General features: G+C 54.3%; 18 protein-coding genes and 2 pseudogenes. 13 read left to right on the forward strand and 7 right to left on the reverse strand.

Going from position 1 to position 17,779, the window contains the following annotated elements; all coding sequences use genetic code 11:
- Window positions 1-2,031 (reverse strand): hydrogenase 4 subunit B, encoded by a 2,031-nt coding sequence (gene hyfB, locus AC4ED1_RS00730; protein WP_490935486.1) that lies wholly within the window; start codon window positions 2,029-2,031, stop codon window positions 1-3.
- Window positions 2,032-2,262: 231 nt separating this feature from the next.
- Between hyfB and AC4ED1_RS00735 the strand changes: the two are divergent.
- Window positions 2,263-4,133 (forward strand): annotated as a pseudogene (locus AC4ED1_RS00735) (UvrD-helicase domain-containing protein).
- A 164-nt stretch (window positions 4,134-4,297) separates the two neighbouring features.
- Here the strand turns inward: AC4ED1_RS00735 and AC4ED1_RS00740 are convergent.
- From AC4ED1_RS00740 to AC4ED1_RS00750, 3 genes and pseudogenes are all read right to left on the reverse strand, one after another.
- Window positions 4,298-5,074 (reverse strand): anti-sigma factor domain-containing protein, encoded by a 777-nt coding sequence (locus tag AC4ED1_RS00740; RefSeq protein WP_490935487.1) that lies wholly within the window; start codon window positions 5,072-5,074, stop codon window positions 4,298-4,300.
- Complete coding sequence (locus AC4ED1_RS00745) at window positions 5,071-5,643, reverse strand: RNA polymerase sigma factor (RefSeq protein WP_490935488.1); 573 nt, start codon at window positions 5,641-5,643, stop codon at window positions 5,071-5,073. Before AC4ED1_RS00745 ends, AC4ED1_RS00740 begins: the two co-directional genes overlap by 4 nt.
- A 259-nt stretch (window positions 5,644-5,902) precedes the next feature.
- A pseudogene (locus tag AC4ED1_RS00750) lies at window positions 5,903-6,280 on the reverse strand (transposase); the annotation flags it as partial.
- 148 nt (window positions 6,281-6,428) lie between these two features.
- Between AC4ED1_RS00750 and AC4ED1_RS00755 the strand changes: the two are divergent.
- Window positions 6,429-6,902, forward strand: coding sequence for a hypothetical protein (locus AC4ED1_RS00755; RefSeq protein WP_490935489.1), 474 nt, complete (start codon window positions 6,429-6,431; stop codon window positions 6,900-6,902).
- Window positions 6,903-7,070: 168 nt separating this feature from the next.
- Here the strand turns inward: AC4ED1_RS00755 and AC4ED1_RS00760 are convergent, their stop codons facing one another.
- Together AC4ED1_RS00760 and AC4ED1_RS00765 are read right to left on the reverse strand one after the other, a co-directional pair.
- A complete protein-coding gene (locus AC4ED1_RS00760; RefSeq protein WP_490935490.1) occupies window positions 7,071-7,757 on the reverse strand; it encodes a GNAT family N-acetyltransferase in 687 nt (228 codons plus the stop codon).
- 33 nt (window positions 7,758-7,790) lie between these two features.
- A complete protein-coding gene (locus AC4ED1_RS00765) occupies window positions 7,791-8,648 on the reverse strand; it encodes a carbon-nitrogen hydrolase family protein (RefSeq protein WP_490935491.1) in 858 nt (285 codons plus the stop codon).
- Between the two features lie 167 nt (window positions 8,649-8,815).
- Here AC4ED1_RS00765 and AC4ED1_RS00770 point away from each other — a divergent pair, with 167 nt between their 5' ends.
- From AC4ED1_RS00770 to AC4ED1_RS00820, 11 genes are all read left to right on the forward strand, one after another.
- On the forward strand, window positions 8,816-9,133 hold the full coding sequence (locus AC4ED1_RS00770) for a winged helix-turn-helix transcriptional regulator (protein ID WP_490935492.1): 318 nt from the start codon (window positions 8,816-8,818) through the stop codon (window positions 9,131-9,133).
- A gap of 160 nt (window positions 9,134-9,293) precedes the next feature.
- Window positions 9,294-9,641: a 50S ribosomal protein L19 gene (rplS, locus tag AC4ED1_RS00775; protein WP_490935493.1), complete on the forward strand. Its 348-nt coding sequence runs from the start codon at window positions 9,294-9,296 to the stop codon at window positions 9,639-9,641.
- A 96-nt stretch (window positions 9,642-9,737) separates the two neighbouring features.
- A complete protein-coding gene (lepB, locus tag AC4ED1_RS00780) occupies window positions 9,738-10,268 on the forward strand; it encodes a signal peptidase I (RefSeq protein WP_490935494.1) in 531 nt (176 codons plus the stop codon).
- Window positions 10,269-10,280: 12 nt separating this feature from the next.
- The gene (ylqF, locus tag AC4ED1_RS00785) at window positions 10,281-11,129 is read left to right on the forward strand and encodes a ribosome biogenesis GTPase YlqF (RefSeq protein ID WP_490935495.1); all 849 of its coding nucleotides are present in this window, start codon (window positions 10,281-10,283) and stop codon (window positions 11,127-11,129) included.
- 155 nt (window positions 11,130-11,284) lie between these two features.
- A complete protein-coding gene (gene rnhB / locus AC4ED1_RS00790) occupies window positions 11,285-12,064 on the forward strand; it encodes a ribonuclease HII (RefSeq protein ID WP_490935774.1) in 780 nt (259 codons plus the stop codon).
- Between the two features lie 87 nt (window positions 12,065-12,151).
- Window positions 12,152-13,858 (forward strand): TP0910 N-terminal domain-containing protein, encoded by a 1,707-nt coding sequence (locus AC4ED1_RS00795; protein WP_490935496.1) that lies wholly within the window; start codon window positions 12,152-12,154, stop codon window positions 13,856-13,858.
- Between the two features lie 11 nt (window positions 13,859-13,869).
- Entirely contained in the window at window positions 13,870-14,157 is a 288-nt protein-coding gene (locus tag AC4ED1_RS00800) for an EscU/YscU/HrcU family type III secretion system export apparatus switch protein (RefSeq protein ID WP_490935497.1), read from the forward strand.
- A complete protein-coding gene (locus tag AC4ED1_RS00805; RefSeq protein ID WP_490935498.1) occupies window positions 14,154-14,519 on the forward strand; it encodes a YraN family protein in 366 nt (121 codons plus the stop codon). The genes AC4ED1_RS00800 and AC4ED1_RS00805 overlap by 4 nt, the downstream gene beginning before the upstream one ends.
- Before the next feature lie 109 nt (window positions 14,520-14,628).
- Complete coding sequence (locus tag AC4ED1_RS00810; RefSeq protein WP_490935499.1) at window positions 14,629-15,585, forward strand: ABC transporter substrate-binding protein; 957 nt, start codon at window positions 14,629-14,631, stop codon at window positions 15,583-15,585.
- Window positions 15,586-15,626: 41 nt separating this feature from the next.
- Entirely contained in the window at window positions 15,627-16,625 is a 999-nt protein-coding gene (locus tag AC4ED1_RS00815; RefSeq protein ID WP_490935500.1) for a FecCD family ABC transporter permease, read from the forward strand.
- Window positions 16,622-17,410: an ABC transporter ATP-binding protein gene (locus AC4ED1_RS00820; RefSeq protein WP_490935501.1), complete on the forward strand. Its 789-nt coding sequence runs from the start codon at window positions 16,622-16,624 to the stop codon at window positions 17,408-17,410. Before AC4ED1_RS00815 ends, AC4ED1_RS00820 begins: the two co-directional genes overlap by 4 nt.
- A gap of 43 nt (window positions 17,411-17,453) precedes the next feature.
- Here the strand turns inward: AC4ED1_RS00820 and AC4ED1_RS00825 are convergent, their stop codons facing one another.
- Window positions 17,454-17,768 carry a hypothetical protein gene (locus tag AC4ED1_RS00825; RefSeq protein WP_490935502.1) on the reverse strand — a complete coding sequence of 105 codons (315 nt, stop codon included), beginning with the start codon at window positions 17,766-17,768 and terminating at the stop codon, window positions 17,454-17,456.
- Window positions 17,769-17,779 lie beyond the last annotated feature (11 nt).

Raw genomic sequence — 17,779 nt, forward strand, 5'->3', positions numbered from 1 at the left:
CTACCGGACCGCAAATAGTAAGAAAAGAATGAGTGTGGCGACCATATAGGCCAGGTAGCTTTGCAGGTTCCCGCTCTGAATCGTTCTGGCCCGCTGCGACAGGAAAACCGCAATTTGAACCAGCGGCCGGTACAGTTTGGCTTCAATCACCGACTGCACCTGCAGGCGGTGGTGGATGCGCTTCGGATAGTACGCGTATTCGCCGCGAATCTGCACCTGCCGCCGTGGACGGTACAGCCATTGAAAAATCATTAAGACGGGATGAGAGTACGAGGTACCCGTATACTCCATCGAAGGTTGCAGCGGTACCCCGCAGTTCCAGGTTTCATCGATCCGATTTCTGCTTTTCCCAACCCATAAGCGAAGGAAAAGGAAACTCAAAAGCAACAGGCTCAGGAAAACCGGAAGAACCGCACCAAGCGATAGCGCTTCCCCTGCACCTCCCGCGAACGGGATATAAAAAATGACATCTCCCGTTAATTTTGTGTCAAAGTGCCTTTCAATGATCCCCTCGGTGATTCGTAAGGCAACTCCCGGCCAAATCCCAAAAACCAGAGAGGCGATCGCTGATAGTGCCATGCCAAGGCGCATACAGACGGGAACTTCCCGCGCTTGTTCCGCCTTTTTCGTGCGGGGCATTGCCAGAAATGCGGTTCCAAAGTGTTTGACAATGCCGCCTGCCGCCAAAGCCCCCGTCAGTCCAAGAACTGCAGCCGACAGGCCGCCGATCACTTTCCACCATGAATTTTCCAGGTCAAATGCGAGATGCAGCAGAGATTGGAAAGTCGCCCATTCACTCATAAAACCGTTAAACGGCGGCAGTGCGGAGAGCGCCATCCCTCCGAGCAAAAACAGCCCCGCTGTCCACGGCATACGCCGAATCAGCCCTCCCAACTGGTTCACGTTTTTTGTATGTGTCGCGTAAAGCACCGCTCCGGCTCCCATAAACAACAATCCTTTAAAGATCGCGTGATTCATCGCATGATAAAGAGCCGCCGTCAGGGCCAACGCCCCCAAAACCGGATGTTGATAGGAATCGAAAAGCAGGGAAGTTCCGATTCCCATGAAGATAATTCCCATATTTTCGGCACTGCTGTACGCAAGAAAGCGTTTTATGTCATTTTCGGCCAATCCGTACAAAATTCCGAGCAAAGCGGAAAGCGCTCCAAAGCCGAGGACAACAGCCCCCCACCAGGCGGGTCCGCCACCCAAAAAGTCAAAACTCACCCGCAGTAACCCATAAATGGCGGTCTTGATCATCACCGCCGACATTAAAGCGGACACATGGCTAGGTGCCGCGGGATGGGCTCTCGGCAGCCAGATATGGAGCGGAATCATGCCTGCTTTTGTGCCGAAACCGATAAGTGCCATCAGGAAAACAAGGTTTTTGAACGAAGCGGACAATTGGGAGGAGACCTGCCGGAACGCCGCAAATTCAAAACTGCCGGCAAATAGGAACAAAGCCAGAAACGAGAGAATGATGAAGACCGTTCCGAAGTGTGTCATGACAACATAAACAAATCCCGCCTGGCGAACTTCCGGTTTCTCATGCTCCAACATCACCAGGAAGAAAGAAACAAGTGACATCAGTTCCCATGCCAGTAAAAAGGAAAATCCGTTGTCGACGGTGACGACTGCCACCATGGAAAGCAAAAATAGGTTAAAACCCGCCCCCAGCAATCCCACATTTTTCTTTCCGTAGTATTCAGTCACATACCCGGTGGAATAGACAGAAGCGATTGCGGCCATAACCGAAATGATCAGCAAAAAAAATGCGGATAGGGAATCCATCCGGAATGTCAGAGCGACATCCGGTACAACGTGCCAGGCGGAAACCGAAACGGTTTTCTGAAAGACCAATACGCGAATCGCGGCGAACGCCCCTGCGAGTCCCCCCAAAAAACCTCCTAAATGGGAAACAAAGTTTGCGATCTTCGGGTTCCGGTGTGCAACAACGGCACCGAACCCGCCTGACAAGAAAAAGACCAGGGATAAGCGAAAAAGAAACGATTCCAAATCCAATTCTTGCATGCAAGTACCCCCATCGAAGTATATTGCTGAATCTCTGATTATTTAAATATACAGATTTTCTATCTTGATTGCAAATCATAATTTGCTAGAAAAGGGAGAGTATGTTTGCGGCTTTTTCCCCTTGTTTCTTCGCAGGCAGGCATGCTACCCTATCAGTTGTCATATCTGAATGCCAAGTCTTCTTTTATCAGAGATGGAGGTTTTATGGCTTCTCAAGAGCAACCGTTCAAGATGGATTTGGATTCCATAACCAAAGGTTTGAATCCCGAACAGCGAAAAGCCGTCGAAACCACCGAAGGCCCTTTGTTGATTCTTGCCGGCGCGGGCTCCGGAAAGACGAGTGTGATGACCCGGAGAATCGCGTATCTGATGGCGCAGCGCAAGGTTCAGCCGTGGAATATTCTGGCGATTACGTTCACCAACAAAGCGGCGAAAGAGATGAACGAACGCGTCGTGAAGTTGGTGGGAGAGGCGGCGGGCGACATCTGGATGAGCACTTTTCATTCGATGTGTGTAAAGATTTTGCGGCGGGAAGCGGAACGGCTCGGGTATGAAAACAATTTCTCGATCCTGGACGCCGATGACCAGATGGCGGCGATCAAGCAGTGCATGCTGGACCTCAATTACGACATGAAAAAGTTTGACCCGTCGCTGATTCACTGGAAGATCTCCGCCGCCAAGAACGAGCTTCTCGGCCCGGACGAATTCAAAAAAAGGGCGGGCAAGTCATTGGTAGACGCCGTTGCGGCCAATGTGTACCGGGAGTATCAGCATAAACTGAACGGCATCAACGCGATGGACTTCGACGACTTGATTTTTAAGACGGTGCAATTGTTCGAAGAGCAGCCGGATGTGCTGGAATCCTACCGGGAAAAGTTTCGCTACATCCATGTCGACGAATACCAGGACACCAACCGGGCGCAGTACAGACTGGTCAGCTTGCTGGCGCAAAAATACCGGAATCTGTGCGTGGTGGGAGACTCCGACCAGGCGATTTACCGCTGGCGGGGGGCGGATATCTCGAACATTTTGAACTTTGAACGGGATTATCCGGAGGCGTGTGTCATCAAACTCGAACAAAATTACCGCTCGACAAGCGCGATCCTGAACGCGGCCAACGCCGTCATCCGCAACAACTCGCGGCGCAAAGACAAAAATCTCTGGTCGGCGAAAGGGCAGGGAGAGAAAATCTCGGTCTATGCCGCCCTTGACCAGGCGGACGAAGCGGCATACGTGATCGCCAAAGTGCAGGAGCATGTCGGAAACGGCGGACAGTTTCGGGACTGCACCGTTTTGTACCGCGCCAACGCCCAATCCCGCGCCATCGAGGAAGCGTTTTTGCAAGCGGCAATCCCTTACAAGATCATCGGCGGCATGACGTTTTACGACCGCCGGGAAATCAAGGACGTGATGGCGTATCTGAAAGCGATCTCCAATCCGCAGGACGAGATTTCGCTTTTGCGGATCGTCAATGTGCCAAAGCGCAATATCGGCGAGGGCACGATCAAGCGTTTGCTGGACTTTGCCCACGACAACGGGCTGACGTTGCTGGAAGCGATGGGGAAAGCGGATGAAGCGGGGCTTGGCGGGAAGGCGGCGGAAGCGGTCAAAAAGTTTCATCTGTTGATGTCCGAGCGGTGCACATGATGACGATGCACGCTTTGAAAGGATTGGAATTCCCGGTGGTGTTCATCGTCGGGGCGGAGGAGTCGATTTTTCCCCATGCGCGTTCGCTGGATACGGCCGAAGGCATCGAAGAAGAGCGCAACCTCTGTTATGTCGCGATCACGCGGGCGCAGGAGAAGCTGCATATCACCTATTGCACGGAACGGACGATTTTCGGGCAGTTGCAGATGAACGACCCGTCCCGGTTTCTGTCCGAACTGCCGGAAGAACTGGTGGAAACATCCGCGGCGGACTTCCAGGTGGTGCCCCGCTGGGAAGTGGGACTTCGGGTCCGCCACCCGCAATACGGCGTCGGAGTCGTGATGGACATATCCGGCCAGGACGACGAACTGGAACTCGAGATTACGTTTCAGTCGAAGCACGGTACGAAAAGAGTGAAACCGAAGCTGACGAAGCTGCGGGTGATGGGGAAGTAGAGGTTTAGGGGAGGATACTATATAAGGGAGTTGGAATAAACAAAAAGTTGAGGGCCGGCGCAAAATGCCAGCCCTTTTTTTGGGTTAATCCCACAGCCGCTACAAAAGCGGCAACCGACCGCGGCGAAGTTGCAACCGGCTGTGAAACGGCGCTGCCATTGCATCTATTGCTTTGTGCCCAGCACTTTCGGGCCGCGCGGCGATGTGCCGTTGGCATCCGGCTCGCGGGTAATACCGATATTGTCAAAATCGGGCGGGGTGTTTCCTGCCGAGAACACCAGAACGCCTTGTCCCTGCTCATTCACCCGGAACGTGCCGGCGTTTTGTCGCTGTCCGTCTTTGATCAGCCATACCTGATAGGCTTGTTGTCCGCTTAGAGGAGGGACATTCTGCACGTGCACCACGAGTTGCGTTCCTGTCGATGTTTCCGTCAGGTAAGCATATCCCGAAACTTTGCCCTTATCTGCCGTCAAATAGAGGGGAAAGGAACGATTTACGTTGGTGAGCGATGGAGGGAACCGGTTGTCTGCCTGCAATTGGTTCTTGAAATGCACCGTTTGCCAGACCGAAAGGCCCAGGCCAAGGGTGAGCGCCGCCACTGTTCCGATTGCGATCTTGCCGTATCGGTTCGCGACAAAATTTTGCCATGCTGTTGCTTTTTTGACGGAAGTCGACGCCTCCTGTGCATTCGCTTGCCGGTTGGCAGGGGTTTTGGCTCGAAAGGCCGCCTGCAAGGTTTTCCGTTTCAGATCAACAGGGACAGCCGCTTCAGCCGTTGTATACAGAAGAGCATCGACCACCTGTTGGAGTTCGGCGATTTCTTGCCGGCAATCTCCGCATTCCGGGAGATGGGATTCATATTCCTGCTGATCCTCGGACGGCAGTTGCCCGAGCAAGTAGGCAAGCGTTCGGGAACAAACGGCATGTTCGGTTTCCTTCATATCCGATCCTCCTTCCATTCCTGCATTTGTTTGCGAAGAGTCTTTAAGGCGGCATGAAGACGGCTCTTTACGGTTCCAACCGGTAAAATCAACAGTTCCGCCACCTCTGTCAGCGAATGGCCTTCCCAATAGGCGAGCTCCAGTATGATGCGATGCTCCGGCGTCAGTTCGGCAATCGCCGATCGCAGAGCGGACGCCGTTTCCTCCTGCTCCAAACCCTCCAGCTGCGATATGGATCTGTCATCGCCGATCTTGTTGAATTCCATGGGAGGCAGGATGGTGTAACGGGATTTTCTTGCCCTTTTGCGCAACAAATCGATTGCCATATTGCGGGTTACCGTCAGCAGCCAACTGGAAAACCGTCCCCGTTCGGTCCGATACAGATCGGGTGAAACCCACAATTTCGTGAATACATCCTGCACCACTTCCTCGGCAAGCGGCGGATCTTTCGTAACTTGCAACGCGAGAGAGTAAACAAGGGATGCATATCGGTCATACAAATCTTCCAGAGCGTCCCCGTCACCTTGCTGCATCCGGCGCAGGATTACTTCCTCAGATACCAAAGACATGCGGCAAAAGACCCCTTTTCCAGTAACCGTTCTATGATAAAGATACGATTGATTCTCTGATTCGGTTTTTTTCACAAAAAATTATCCCAAATTTCGAAAGCCCATTATAGAGAGCCTCGATTCGAATGGGAATTTGTGGGTTGGTCTGCAAACTGGAAGCGTTTTTACATGATATGGTAATTATTTCTCGTTTTTGGGCACACTTTCCCCCTCCCCACCAATACGGGCTCTCGTAGTTTCCATTCAGTTTTTTCCCAATTCACTCCAATTGGGCTACCCTTACCATCATCTGCTCCAAGATCCAACGATTGCTGAAAGAGTCAGCGATCTTGAGGATCACGGTCCTGCTGTGACTCACCAATATCCCTGCCACTCGTAGAAAGTCCTGACGGAACCGTTGTATCGTAAACCCTTGGTGGAGGGGATCACAACAGTCTTTCTTGAAGCGTTGAAACAAGTTATAGGTGAAAAGCTTGATGAGCATGTCGACTTCATTGGCTTCAAAATCGGAACTTGCAATCGCATGTATGGAGAACCCGTTCTTGGCTTCTTTGATCGAATTCTCTACATATGCCCGTTGGTTGTAGAACCGCCAGATATCAATCGGTGACCAATCCAAGTTGGTGACGATCGCTTCTACCAAAGATTAGGGCACTTTTTTAGCAATTTCAAGCTATGCCACTTTCGAAATTCGGGATTATAACATACTTCGAACCGGTTGTTTGTTTCTGGCGTTATCTAAGTGAAAACGAATTTTTCATTTTAAAAAAAGGGGAGAGTTCAGGATGAAAAAACAATGGTTGACCGTAGTGGCATCGGTTTTGGCATTGACGGGATTGGCAGGTTGCGGTGGCGAAAAGTCGACGGCACCCGCTCCAACATCCGCTCCGAAGTCCGATCAACAGCAGCCTGCAGCGGCGCCCGAAGCGAAAAAACCCTCCTTTAAAGTGGAAGGAATCAAAGAGGGGGATACGGTGAAAGCGGGAGATGTGAAGATTCAAGTTGTGCTTACCGATTTCAAACTGGTGAACTTTGCGGAAAGCAAAGAGCCGAAAGCCGGTGAAGGGCATATCCACATCTGGTTGGACAGCGACCCGAAAGACCCGAAGCTGGCGCAAAAAGTGGTGAAAGACGCTGACAACATTGTCCTGAAAGATGTCAAACCGGGCCTCCATACCCTGGTCATCAGCCTCCACGGAAACGACCACAAACTGGTCGAAGGCACTTCCCAGCAAACGATCAAATTTACGGCCAAGTAAGCTCTGGTAAAAATCCGTTCCAGGAGCTGGCCCAAAAGAACAGGCCCGAATGAGTGAATCCCAAAACATGTACGAAAAAACCTCCAAAACCACGATAAATGTGGAATTGGAGGTTAATTTCACCCTTTGCTATTCGATTACTTGTAATTCTCCGATATTCCATCCAAATCACGCTCCTTGTCGGGATTCTGTGGTGCGAAACGGATTTTTCCATTCCATCAGTGCCCCGTAATTGCAGGATTCCTCATCCTCCAGATAGTTGGGGATCACCCGGACGGGGGTCCGGCCGCAGCGAAGCAGGAAGGTGATGACAGGATCTTTCAGCTCGCCTTTTACCACCGCTTCGAGATACTGTTCCGCCGTCATCTCATGCGCCTTTTTGTGATAGCCGGGCATTCTTCCCCCGCCAAGCAGCCGTTCCAAGCCCATGTGAACCACCACTTCATACATGGCGAGCATCAGCCATTTTCCCAGCCCCCATTTTCGGTAGGCGGGGCGCACGCTGATATCGACGACATACAGGGTGTTTCCGTGCGGGGTGTGGTTGCGGATATACCCGCCATCGGTGATCTCTTCCCATGTGTGTTCCGGATGGCTGGGATCAAAGTCCACCAGCAGGCCGGTCATCGAGCCGGCCACCACCCCGTTCACCTCGACGCACAAGGCTCCCTCCGGGAACAGCGTCACATGGTTTTTCAACTGTTCCGTGTTCCACCACAATTCGGACGGAAACGGGGGCGGGAAGCTTTCCTGCTGGATACGGATCAGGCTGTCAAAATCCTGTTCCCGGTAATTCCGAATCACGGCCGGAACCGGGCGATCCTGGTCGAACACAAAGAATTCCTTCCGGTACATGTGAATCCCTCCTTCCTGGAAGCTGTCCGATTTTTATTGCCAGTCGGGATACAGATCTGTCCGGCGATCGCGCCAGGTGGTCACCGACCCGCTCTCCCGAACCTGATACAGCAGTTCCAGATCCAAATCGGCCGTCACCACCATGTCGTGGTTGATTTCCCCTTCCACCAGGATGCCGCGGGGTGGGAAGGGAATGTCGTTCGGGGTGATCACTGCCGCCTGACCGTAATTCGCCCGCATAAAATCGACAGTGGGCAGGGAGCCGACCGTACCCGTGGTGACCACATACACCTGATTTTCCACCGCCCTGGCGTGGCTGGTATAACGCACCCGGTAGAAGCCGTGCCGGTCATCGGTGCAAGAAGGGCAGAAAATGACATCCGCCCCCTTGGCCCTGACCATCCGGACGATTTCGGGAAATTCAATGTCATAACAGGTCAGCAGCGCAACCGTGCCCTTCTCCGTCTCGAACACCTGAATGCTTTCGCCGGGGGACATGTTCCACTCCTTGACCTCCGTCGGCGTGATGTGCAGCTTCGGCTGTTCGGCGACTTTTCCGTCCGGATAGAACAAATGGGCGACGTTGTACAGTTTGTCCCCTTTCCGGATGACATGGGTTCCCGCCACGATATGCATGTTGGTCTGTTTGGCCAGATTTGTAAATAAAGAACGGTATTGCTCTGTAAAATCGGGCAGGTCCTGAATTGACAAAGATTGTTTTTGCCCATTGCCGATCGACATTAACTGAGTTGTGAAAAATTCGGGAAACAACACAAAATCCGCAGCAAATTCTTCAGCCGTTTTCACATAATGTTCCACTTGCCTGGCAAACTCTTCGAAACTCTGTATCGCATGAAGATGGTATTGAACCGCTGAGACTCTCAGTTTCATAAGCTCCTCCTTTTTGCCGAGCGGTAGGATCTTGTCATTATAACCGCAACGGATATAAGTTAATAAGGAACGATATCGTTATTATTGAGTATTTTATATTTCGGGAGCAAGTACATACCTTTCTGTAATTTAGTATCCTGGAACATACCAAAGGGGAGATTCTCGGCATGGGAGATGCGGAATTCAAACAGGCGGTGGAAACCACACTAAAGGTGATCGGGGGAAAATGGAAACCGGTGATTCTCTGCCATCTGCAGGAGGGAACCAAACGGTTTGGCGAATTGAGGCGTGAGATGCCCGAGATTACTTCAAAAATGTTGACGCAGCAATTGCGGGAACTGGAGCGGGATGGGATCGTCCATCGTCATGTATATGCCCAGATACCGCCCAAAGTGGAATATTCTTTGACGGAATACGGCCAGACCGTACAGGAAGTTTTAGATGTCATGTCCCGGTGGGGAAGAAGGCATAAGGAACGGGTATGACTTTATCAACCGCAGGTTGCCGTTGTGAATGCGGCATTCTGCAGCGTGTCGGTTGTCTTTGCAAATCTCCTGTGGTAAAATGTCATTTGTCGATCAAGACGGTCCGCTGTCATTTCGCGAAAATGATATGAACGTCTGCAGGGAAGGAGGAAATAGACAGATGAATCAGGAACTTCTCCGTCAGATCACGGACGAACAGATCCGCAAGGATGTACCGAGCTTTCGTCCGGGGGACACCGTGAAAGTTCATGTGAAGGTCAAAGAGGGCAACCGCGAACGCATTCAGGTGTTCGAAGGCGTCGTCATCAAGCGCCGCGGCTCCGGAATCTCCGAGACCTTCACGGTTCGCAAGATTTCGTACGGCGTCGGCGTGGAGCGCACATTCCCGATCCATTCGCCGAAGATCGAAAAAATCGAAGTTTCGCGCCGCGGTCGCGTACGCCGCGCAAAACTTTACTACCTGCGCAATCTCACAGGTAAAGCCGCTCGCATCAAAGAGGTTCGCTAACAATTCGGGGGACTTGTCAAACGCAAGTCCCTTTTCCCATAATCGGGACATACCGGTACATATCGTTTTTGGAGACTCGGGCAGGAGGGGGACGCTATGTCAGAACGTACAACCAATGAGACCTGGGAATGGATCAAAGCGCTTGGGCTGGCCATCATTCTTGCACTTGGCATCCATCAATTCGTGTTTGCCCAGTTCCTCGTCGACGGAGAATCGATGATGCCCACCATGAAAGACCGGGAACGGCTGATTGTGAACAAACTGGTCTACCGGCTGCATAAACCCGAGCATGGCGACATAATCGTGTTTCAATATCCGGCTGACAGATCGAAGGATTTCATCAAACGGGTGATCGGCGTGCCGGGAGACACCATTGAGATCCGTGGGGGCAAGGTGTACCGGAATGGCAATGTCTTGGAAGAGCCTTATTTGGGGGAACCGACGAACGGTTCGTTCGGGCCTGTGAAAGTTCCGGAAGGAAAAGTATTCGTACTGGGTGACAACCGCAACAACTCGAAGGACAGCCGGGACGGCACTGTCGGATTCGTTCCTTACGATCTGGTGGTGGGCCGGGCGGATCTTGTGTTTTGGCCACCTGACAAGTTTAAGTTGTTCCCGTTTAAGTAAGGAGGAAGTCGGATGACCATCCAGTGGTTTCCCGGACACATGGCGAAAGCGCGGCGGGAAGTTGCGGAAAAACTGAAGCTGGTCGACATCGTGTACGAATTGGTGGACGCGCGGGTTCCTCTCTCGAGCCGAAACCCGATGATGCGGGAGATCACCCAACAAAAACCGCGCATCGTCCTTTTGAACAAGGCGGATTTGGCCGACCCGGCGATCACGGCAGAATGGGTGGCGTTTTTTGCAAGAGAGGGGACGCCTGCGGTCCCGGTCGTTGCCACGGCGGGAGAAGGTTTGCGGAAGATCGAATCGGAAGCGAAACGGTTGGTCGCGCCGAAAATGGAAGCGCTGCTGAAAAAAGGGATTCGCCCGCGTGCCATCCGGGCGATGATTCTCGGAATCCCAAATGTCGGCAAGTCGGCTTTGATCAACCGGATGGCCAAACGCAACGCCGCAAAAACCGGGGATAAGCCGGGGGTTACGAAAGCGCAGCAATGGATCAAAGTCGGCAAAGATTTTGAGCTGCTCGACACGCCCGGCATTCTCTGGCCGAAATTTGAAGATCCGGAAGTGGGAATCCGGCTGGCGCTGACCGGTGCCATTCGCGACGAGGTTCTGGAAACGGACCTGCAGGACATTGCCTTTTTTTTGGTGAAATGGTTGCGGGAAACGTACCCGGGCGTATTGGAGAATCGCTACAAGCTGGATGCCCTGCCTGCCGAACCGTGGGACACGGTTCTCGCGATCGGAAAGAAAAGAGGTTTGGTGCGAACCGGCGGCGTGATTGACGAAATCGCCGCCTGCAATCTGATCCTGCGCGAATTTCGCGCCGGCATGCTCGGCAAAATCTCGCTTGAGCGTCCGTAAACCAGCCTGAACAGGGTTGCCGCAAACCATCCCGTATCACTTTACCAAGTGGTGCGGGATATTCGTTTTTCATGTATTTTCCTTTTGGCAGGAAGTCCGGGTGCAAATGCCGAAGTTTTATAAGATTACGAAGGAGAGAATTTTGTATGAACGATTTGAGAACGTATTCGATCCAACAAATTCGAGCCTGGCTTGCCAGCCAAACCCGCATTTCCGACCGGACCCTGGACCAACTTCGGCAAGACTCGCGGGCAGGCGTACGGGCCCTGGCCGAATCCTACCTGAAAAAACGCGCCCGCTTGCAAGGGGAAGCAATGCGTCTGGCGCAGCTTTGGAATTACGAGCGGGCTTTGGCGGCGCAGGGCTTTCAAATGATTGCCGGTGTTGACGAAGCGGGACGCGGCCCGCTGGCGGGGCCGGTGGTCGCGGGAGCTTGCATACTGCCGCTTGGCATTGAAATTCCCGGTTTGAACGATTCGAAGCAGTTGACGGAAGACGAGCGGGAAACCCTGTACCACATCATCCGCGACAAAGCGGTTGCATGCGGGATCGGGATTGTCGATGTGGATTATATCGATACATACAATATCTTGCAGGCGACCTACGAGGCGATGCGGCGGGCCATCCGCGATCTGGGAACGGAACCGGATCACCTGCTGAACGATGCGGTTACGATTCCGCAAGTGGTGGTTCCGCAGCTTCCGATTGTGAAAGGGGACGCCAAAAGCCATTCCATCGCGGCCGCCTCGATTCTCGCCAAAGTGACGCGCGACAATTTGATGAAAGAATATGGCCGGGCCTATCCGCAGTACGGCTTTGAAAAACATATGGGGTACGCCACCCCCGAACATCTCGCCGCATTGAAAAAATACGGCGCCTGCCCGATACACCGCCGTTCGTTCGCTCCGGTTGCCGAAGTCCTTGGCTTGGCATGATTGCCGGGGGAGAGGGAGCCGCTTCTTTTGGCGTGTGGAAGTTCCGGATGGGCCGGAGCGAAATTCAAAGGAGAGGAGGTAGGCGTGTTGAACTTCTGGCCTTCGTTGATGCAAGCCCTGGGACAGACGCTGCGTGCGGCTCCGTCCCGACAAGGATTGGAACTCAGGATCGGTGAAGTGGTACAGGCGACATTGCTGGAAATCCTGGATGAGCGCACCGCGGTGTTTCAGATCAAAGGGCAGACCGTTCATGCCCAGTTGGAGACGCAATTGCCGAAAGGCGCCGTGGTGCCGCTTGTCGTGATTGGCCCCATGGAAAACGGCATGCTGGAATTGAAAGTCAGCCCTTTCGCCAACGGCCGGCCGTCGGACAAACCGAAGGCGGAGTTCTTGCAAACGATGGGGGTAGCCAAACCGACGGCGCAATCCGTCGGAAAACTGCTGCAAAATCTGGGCCTGAAAGACACCCCGGTCACCCGGCAGATTGCCGTCAGGCTATTGGCGTCGGAAATATCGGTGACTCCGTCGCTTGTCAGCACAATCGAAGCGTTGTATGAAGAAACGCGGCAGGAACTCCCGGAGCTCAACAAATCGGCCGGACAAGCCGGACAGATTGGTTCCGAAGCCGCATCATCGGCGCAAGAAGCCCAGGTCCGGACAGAGAGTCTCCGTACGGCCGCCTCGTTGGACACGTTGGTCCAGATGGTCCGCAAAAACATTCCGTTGACTGCGGCCGCTTTTCAGGCGATGAAAACTTTGTGGCACGGGCCTCCTTTCAGCGAAATTCTGCTGCGGGTACTGGAAAATCGGGAAAGCCGGGGAATCGAAACGCCAGCCGACGGCGACGCCGCTTTTGCAAACGGCACCCCCACACTGTCTGCCCGTCTCCCAAGCGCGGGCAACAACGCAAACGTCGTTCCGGTACATGCGGCTCAGACAGGGGCCGTTCAAGCTAACACGGCCGAAATAGCCGCTCAAGAAAACGCTCTTCTGCGAGCGCCATCTGCCGAAACGGGAACCGCCGCGCAGAAGGGGATTGCGGAGGCAGCTTCCGCCCGGGAAGGAATTGGCGAAGCCAACATCGGCAAGGCAAGTGCCGGCCAGCCGGGCAGCGATCAGGCAAGCTTTCCCATCCGGGAGATCCTGCTGCGGCTTGAACGTCTGGCAGAGCTGCCGGCAAAGGAACGCGGGCTTACGGTGCAAGCTGTCGTCAACCGGCTGGGACTGTCACACGAACAACTGTTACCCCTTTTGAAAAATGCGCCGGAAGCGATTGCGGCCGATACGTTGAAATCTTGGCTGCTTGCCCAACTCGACGCAAACCCTGCGGATGCAGCTGTCCAACAGGCGGTGCATCATCTGACCGGTCAACAGCTGATGGTTTCCGCAAAAGACGACCCGAGTCCGTTTTTTTATCAATTCTTGTCGCTGCCGATTCTCGTCGGAAAAGAAACGGCGGATGCAAAGATTCATTTGCTGACCCGGAAAAAAAGGGGGAAGCGCCTCGACCCCTACAACTGTTTTCTGTATTTCCATCTGCAGTTCCCCGCTCTTGGCGAATTGGGGCTGCACGTGCAGATTGTGGAGCGGATGGTATCGCTTCGTTTTGTCTTGCAGGACGCGGAACGGCTGACTTTTGGGGAAGAGGATTTGTCCCGCTTGCGTGAAGGATTGCTGCAGGCGGGATATTCGCTGGGAGCCGTGCGCAAGGAGACAGGGGCGGCGAACCCGGTCAGCCCGTTTGCCCAATTTCCCGTTCTTGTCACGGGCGGAACACTCGATTTGAAAATATGAGGGGGAGCCGGATGAAAAAGACGGAACCGAATCGGGCAGTGGCGCTTTCCTATGACCCCGACAAAGACCAGGCCCCCCGGGTGGTGGCCGGAGGGAGAGGGGAAGTCGGACAGCGCATCATTGAACTTGCGAAGGCAAACGGGGTTCCGGTTTATCAGGACCCGGTGCTCGTCGAGACGCTGCTTGCGCTCGATATTGGCCGGGAAATCCCGCCGGAACTGTATCAGGTGGTTGCGGAGATTTTGGTGTTTGTGGAGCGTTTGGAGCGGAAATCAAGCGAAAGGGCCGGGGAGCCATGAGGAAAGACAGGCGCGTCGAGAAGGGGCGGCAGGCGGAAGCGGCCGCCCGTCGGCACCTTGAGGCGAAAGGGTGGCGGATTCTTGCGGTGAATTGGCGATGCGGCGCGGGAGAGATCGATATTGTGGCGCAAGACGGCGCTTGTCTGGTATTTGTCGAAGTGCGTTCGCGGTCTTCCACCCGCTTTGGCACAGCCGCCGAATCGGTCGACTGGCGCAAGCGGAAAAAGGTGCGGCAGGTGGCGGCCGCTTTTTTGGCGGCAAACCGCGTTTGCGCGTCGCGTTTCCGGTTTGATATGATCAGCATACAGGTGTACGGGGACGGACAGGATCCGGTGCTTGAACATATCGAGAACGCCTTTTAGATCCTTTTAGATCATGGATGCGGCACGTACAGGTCGAAAATCTTGTTGCCCCTCACCGCCGGTTGGGGATTGTTGTTTTTGCGAGAGATGTCAGGAAAGGGGAAATGGCATGAAGAAACTGCTGACAGTCTTGGCGGGATTGGCGTTTGCGGCCACTGTGACGACCGGCTGCGATTCCAATGCCTTGCCTGCCCAGCAGCAGCCCGCCGGGAGCGGTACAAAGTCCCCCGGACAAACCGTGTACCCGCTGACGGTTAAAGATGCAACCGGTACTGAAGTGACCATTCAAGAAGAACCCAAGCGGATTGTCTCACTTGTGCCGAGCAATACGGAAATCCTGTTTGCCTTGGGACTCGGGGACAAAATCGTCGGGGTCGACCGCTGGTCCGACTATCCGGCGGAAGCGAAGTCCAAGCCGGTGATCGGCGATCTCAACACCGACATCGAAAAGGTGGTGGCACAAAAGCCGGATCTTGTGATCGGAGGAGCGAGCGCCAACAAGACGGGGGTGGAAGCGCTCCGGAAACTGGGAGTCACCGTCTATACGGTCGAACCGAAAACGGTCGCGGAAGTGGAGCGGTGCATCCGGGAGATCGGAAAGATCACCAACTCGGCAGCCAAAGCGGAAGCGGTCGTCGCCGAGATGGAGCGGAAAACGGCGGCTGTCCGGTCAAAGCTGCAGGGAATTCCGGACGAAACGAAGCCGCTTGTCTATGTGGAGGTGTTTCCCGCTCCCGATCTGTACACGGCGGGGCAAGGGGCTTTCATGGATGAACTGGTTGCGCTGGCGGGCGGCAGGAACGTGTTTCACGATCTGAACGGCTGGGTAAAAATCAGTGCGGAACAAGTTGTAGCCAAAAACCCGCAGGTGATCATCTCGACTCACGGCGCAACGGCGGACGTCCAACGGGAAATGGCGAGCCGTCCGGGATGGGATCAGATTTCCGCAGTCAAAGAAAAAAGGGTGATTGCCGTCGACACCAATCTGGTGTCGCGGCCGGGGCCCCGTCTGGCGGACGGGCTGGAACAGTTTGCGAAGGCGATTCACCCGGACTTGTTTAAATGATGAATACCCGTAAACTTGTCACAGGAACCGGAGTCCTTCTTTTGCTGCTAATCGCGAGCGCCAGTTTCGGGATGTCGGTAGGAAGCACCCATATTCCGTTCACACACTCCATCGCGTTTGTCGTCAACCAGCTTCCGTTTGGCGATTCCCTCGTCGCGCCAAACTGGACGGAAGCGGAAGCGGCGATCCTTGGAAAAATCCGGCTGCCGCGTGTGCTGTTGGGCATCCTGGTCGGCGCTTCCCTGTCGTTGGCGGGAGTCGCGTTTCAAGGCGTCCTGCGGAATCCTCTTGCCGACCCTTATATTCTCGGGGTTTCCGCAGGCGCTTCCGTGGGGGCGGCCGTTGCCATCGGTTTCGGCGCAAGCCTCGTTTTGTCCGTGATGCTTGCCGTGCCGGTTCTGTCGTTTGCGGGGGCTGTCCTTGCAATTTTGGCCGTGTTCTGGATTGGACGAACCGGCCGCAAGCTCAAAACGGAAACGCTGATTCTGGCAGGCGTGGTCGTCAATTCGTTCCTGGGTGCGATATTGACGTTTACGCTGACGATGCTTCCCGGCAACAAAGCCCAGCAAATCGTTCTCTGGCTGCTTGGCAGCCTTTCGCTCAGGGGATGGGAACACGGTGCGGCAGTCCTCCCGTTTTTTCTGGTTGGATTTGCGGTGATCTGGTCTTACAGCCGCGAACTGAATTCCTTCACAATGGGAGAACAGGGAGCGGCGTCGCTTGGGGTGCATGTGGAGCGAACGAAATGGGTTCTGCTGTTGACCGCTTCCTTGTTGACGGCTGTCGCCGTCTCGACCGCCGGGATGATCGGGTTTGTCGGACTGGTGATTCCGCATGCCGTGCGCATGGCGGCGGGAACGGACCATCGGGTGCTGATTCCGCTGGCGACTTTGGCGGGTGGGATTTTTCTAGTTTTGTGCGACACGATCGCCCGCTCCGTATTGTCCCCGCTGGAACTGTCCATCGGTGTTGTGACGGCTGCGGCGGGGGCTCCTTTTTTCGCGTGGCAGTTGCAAAGAAGCAGGAGGGGGACGATTTGATACGGCTCGAACATGTATCCGTGACGCTGCAAGGAAAGCCGGTTTTGCGAGAAGTGACGTTTTCTTTGTCAAAAGGGCAAAGTGTGGGGATTATAGGCCCGAATGGCGCGGGAAAATCGACATTGCTGAAGGTGATGGGAGGGCATCTGGCGCCGACGGCGGGACAGGCCTGTTTTTATGGCAAAGCGATCCATGCTTACCGCAAAAAAGAGCTTGCCAGAAGGGTGGCTTTCATGCAGCAAATCGCGGCTGCGTCGGCGCAATTTACTTCCTACGAGACGGTGATGCTGGCACGTTACCCGTTTTTGGGGCGGTTTCAAACGGAACGCCCGATTGACCACGAGATCAGCCGATTGAGCATGGAACGCACCTGCACCTGGCATCTGCGCAATCGCTACCTTGATGAGATCAGCGGCGGGGAGAGGCAAAGGGTGTTCTTGGCCCAAGTGTTGGCGCAACAGCCGGAACTTCTGTTGCTGGACGAACCGACTACGTATCTCGATTTGTTTCATCAATTGGAGCTGCTGACGCTTTTGAAGCGAGAGCAAAAAAACGGGCTGTCCTGGGTGGCGGTCCTGCACGATTTGAACTTGGCCGCCCAATACTGCGATCACCTCTTGTTGCTGGATGACGGCCGGATGGTGGAGTTCGGAACGCCGCAGGAAGTCTTCCATTCCCGTCGGTTGGAGGAAGTGTTCGGTGTGCGGATCACGGTCGTCGACGTTCCGGAAGTGGGGGTTCCGCAGATTGTGGTGACCCCGAAACCGGTTTTTCCCAATGCGTAAAAATCCCTCAAACAGCAGCGGTTGAGGGAATTCGTGTTCTCCTTCATTTCGGCTTGCGGTCCGGTACATCGTTTGGGGTCCAGGACGCGACCTCGATCTGGTTGTCCATCAACACCGAGAAAAATTCGTACACCAAATCCTGATAGCCGTTTTTCTCAAGGAGTTCGCAGAGTTCGAACAAAAGCATCGGTTCGCTGTCGGAGATGTCGATCTGAACCGGAGGCAATTCGTGACCGTATACCGCATGGTACAAGTCAGACACTCCCACCTCAACCTGAATGGAGTCAAGATACACGTCCAGCCAAGCAAACGCTTTAAGTACCGCAGGAAGATTCATGCCGGGTTGCCGCTTCGCCATCAGAACGCCTC

The organism is Effusibacillus sp. SKA8 (assembly GCF_058273125.1).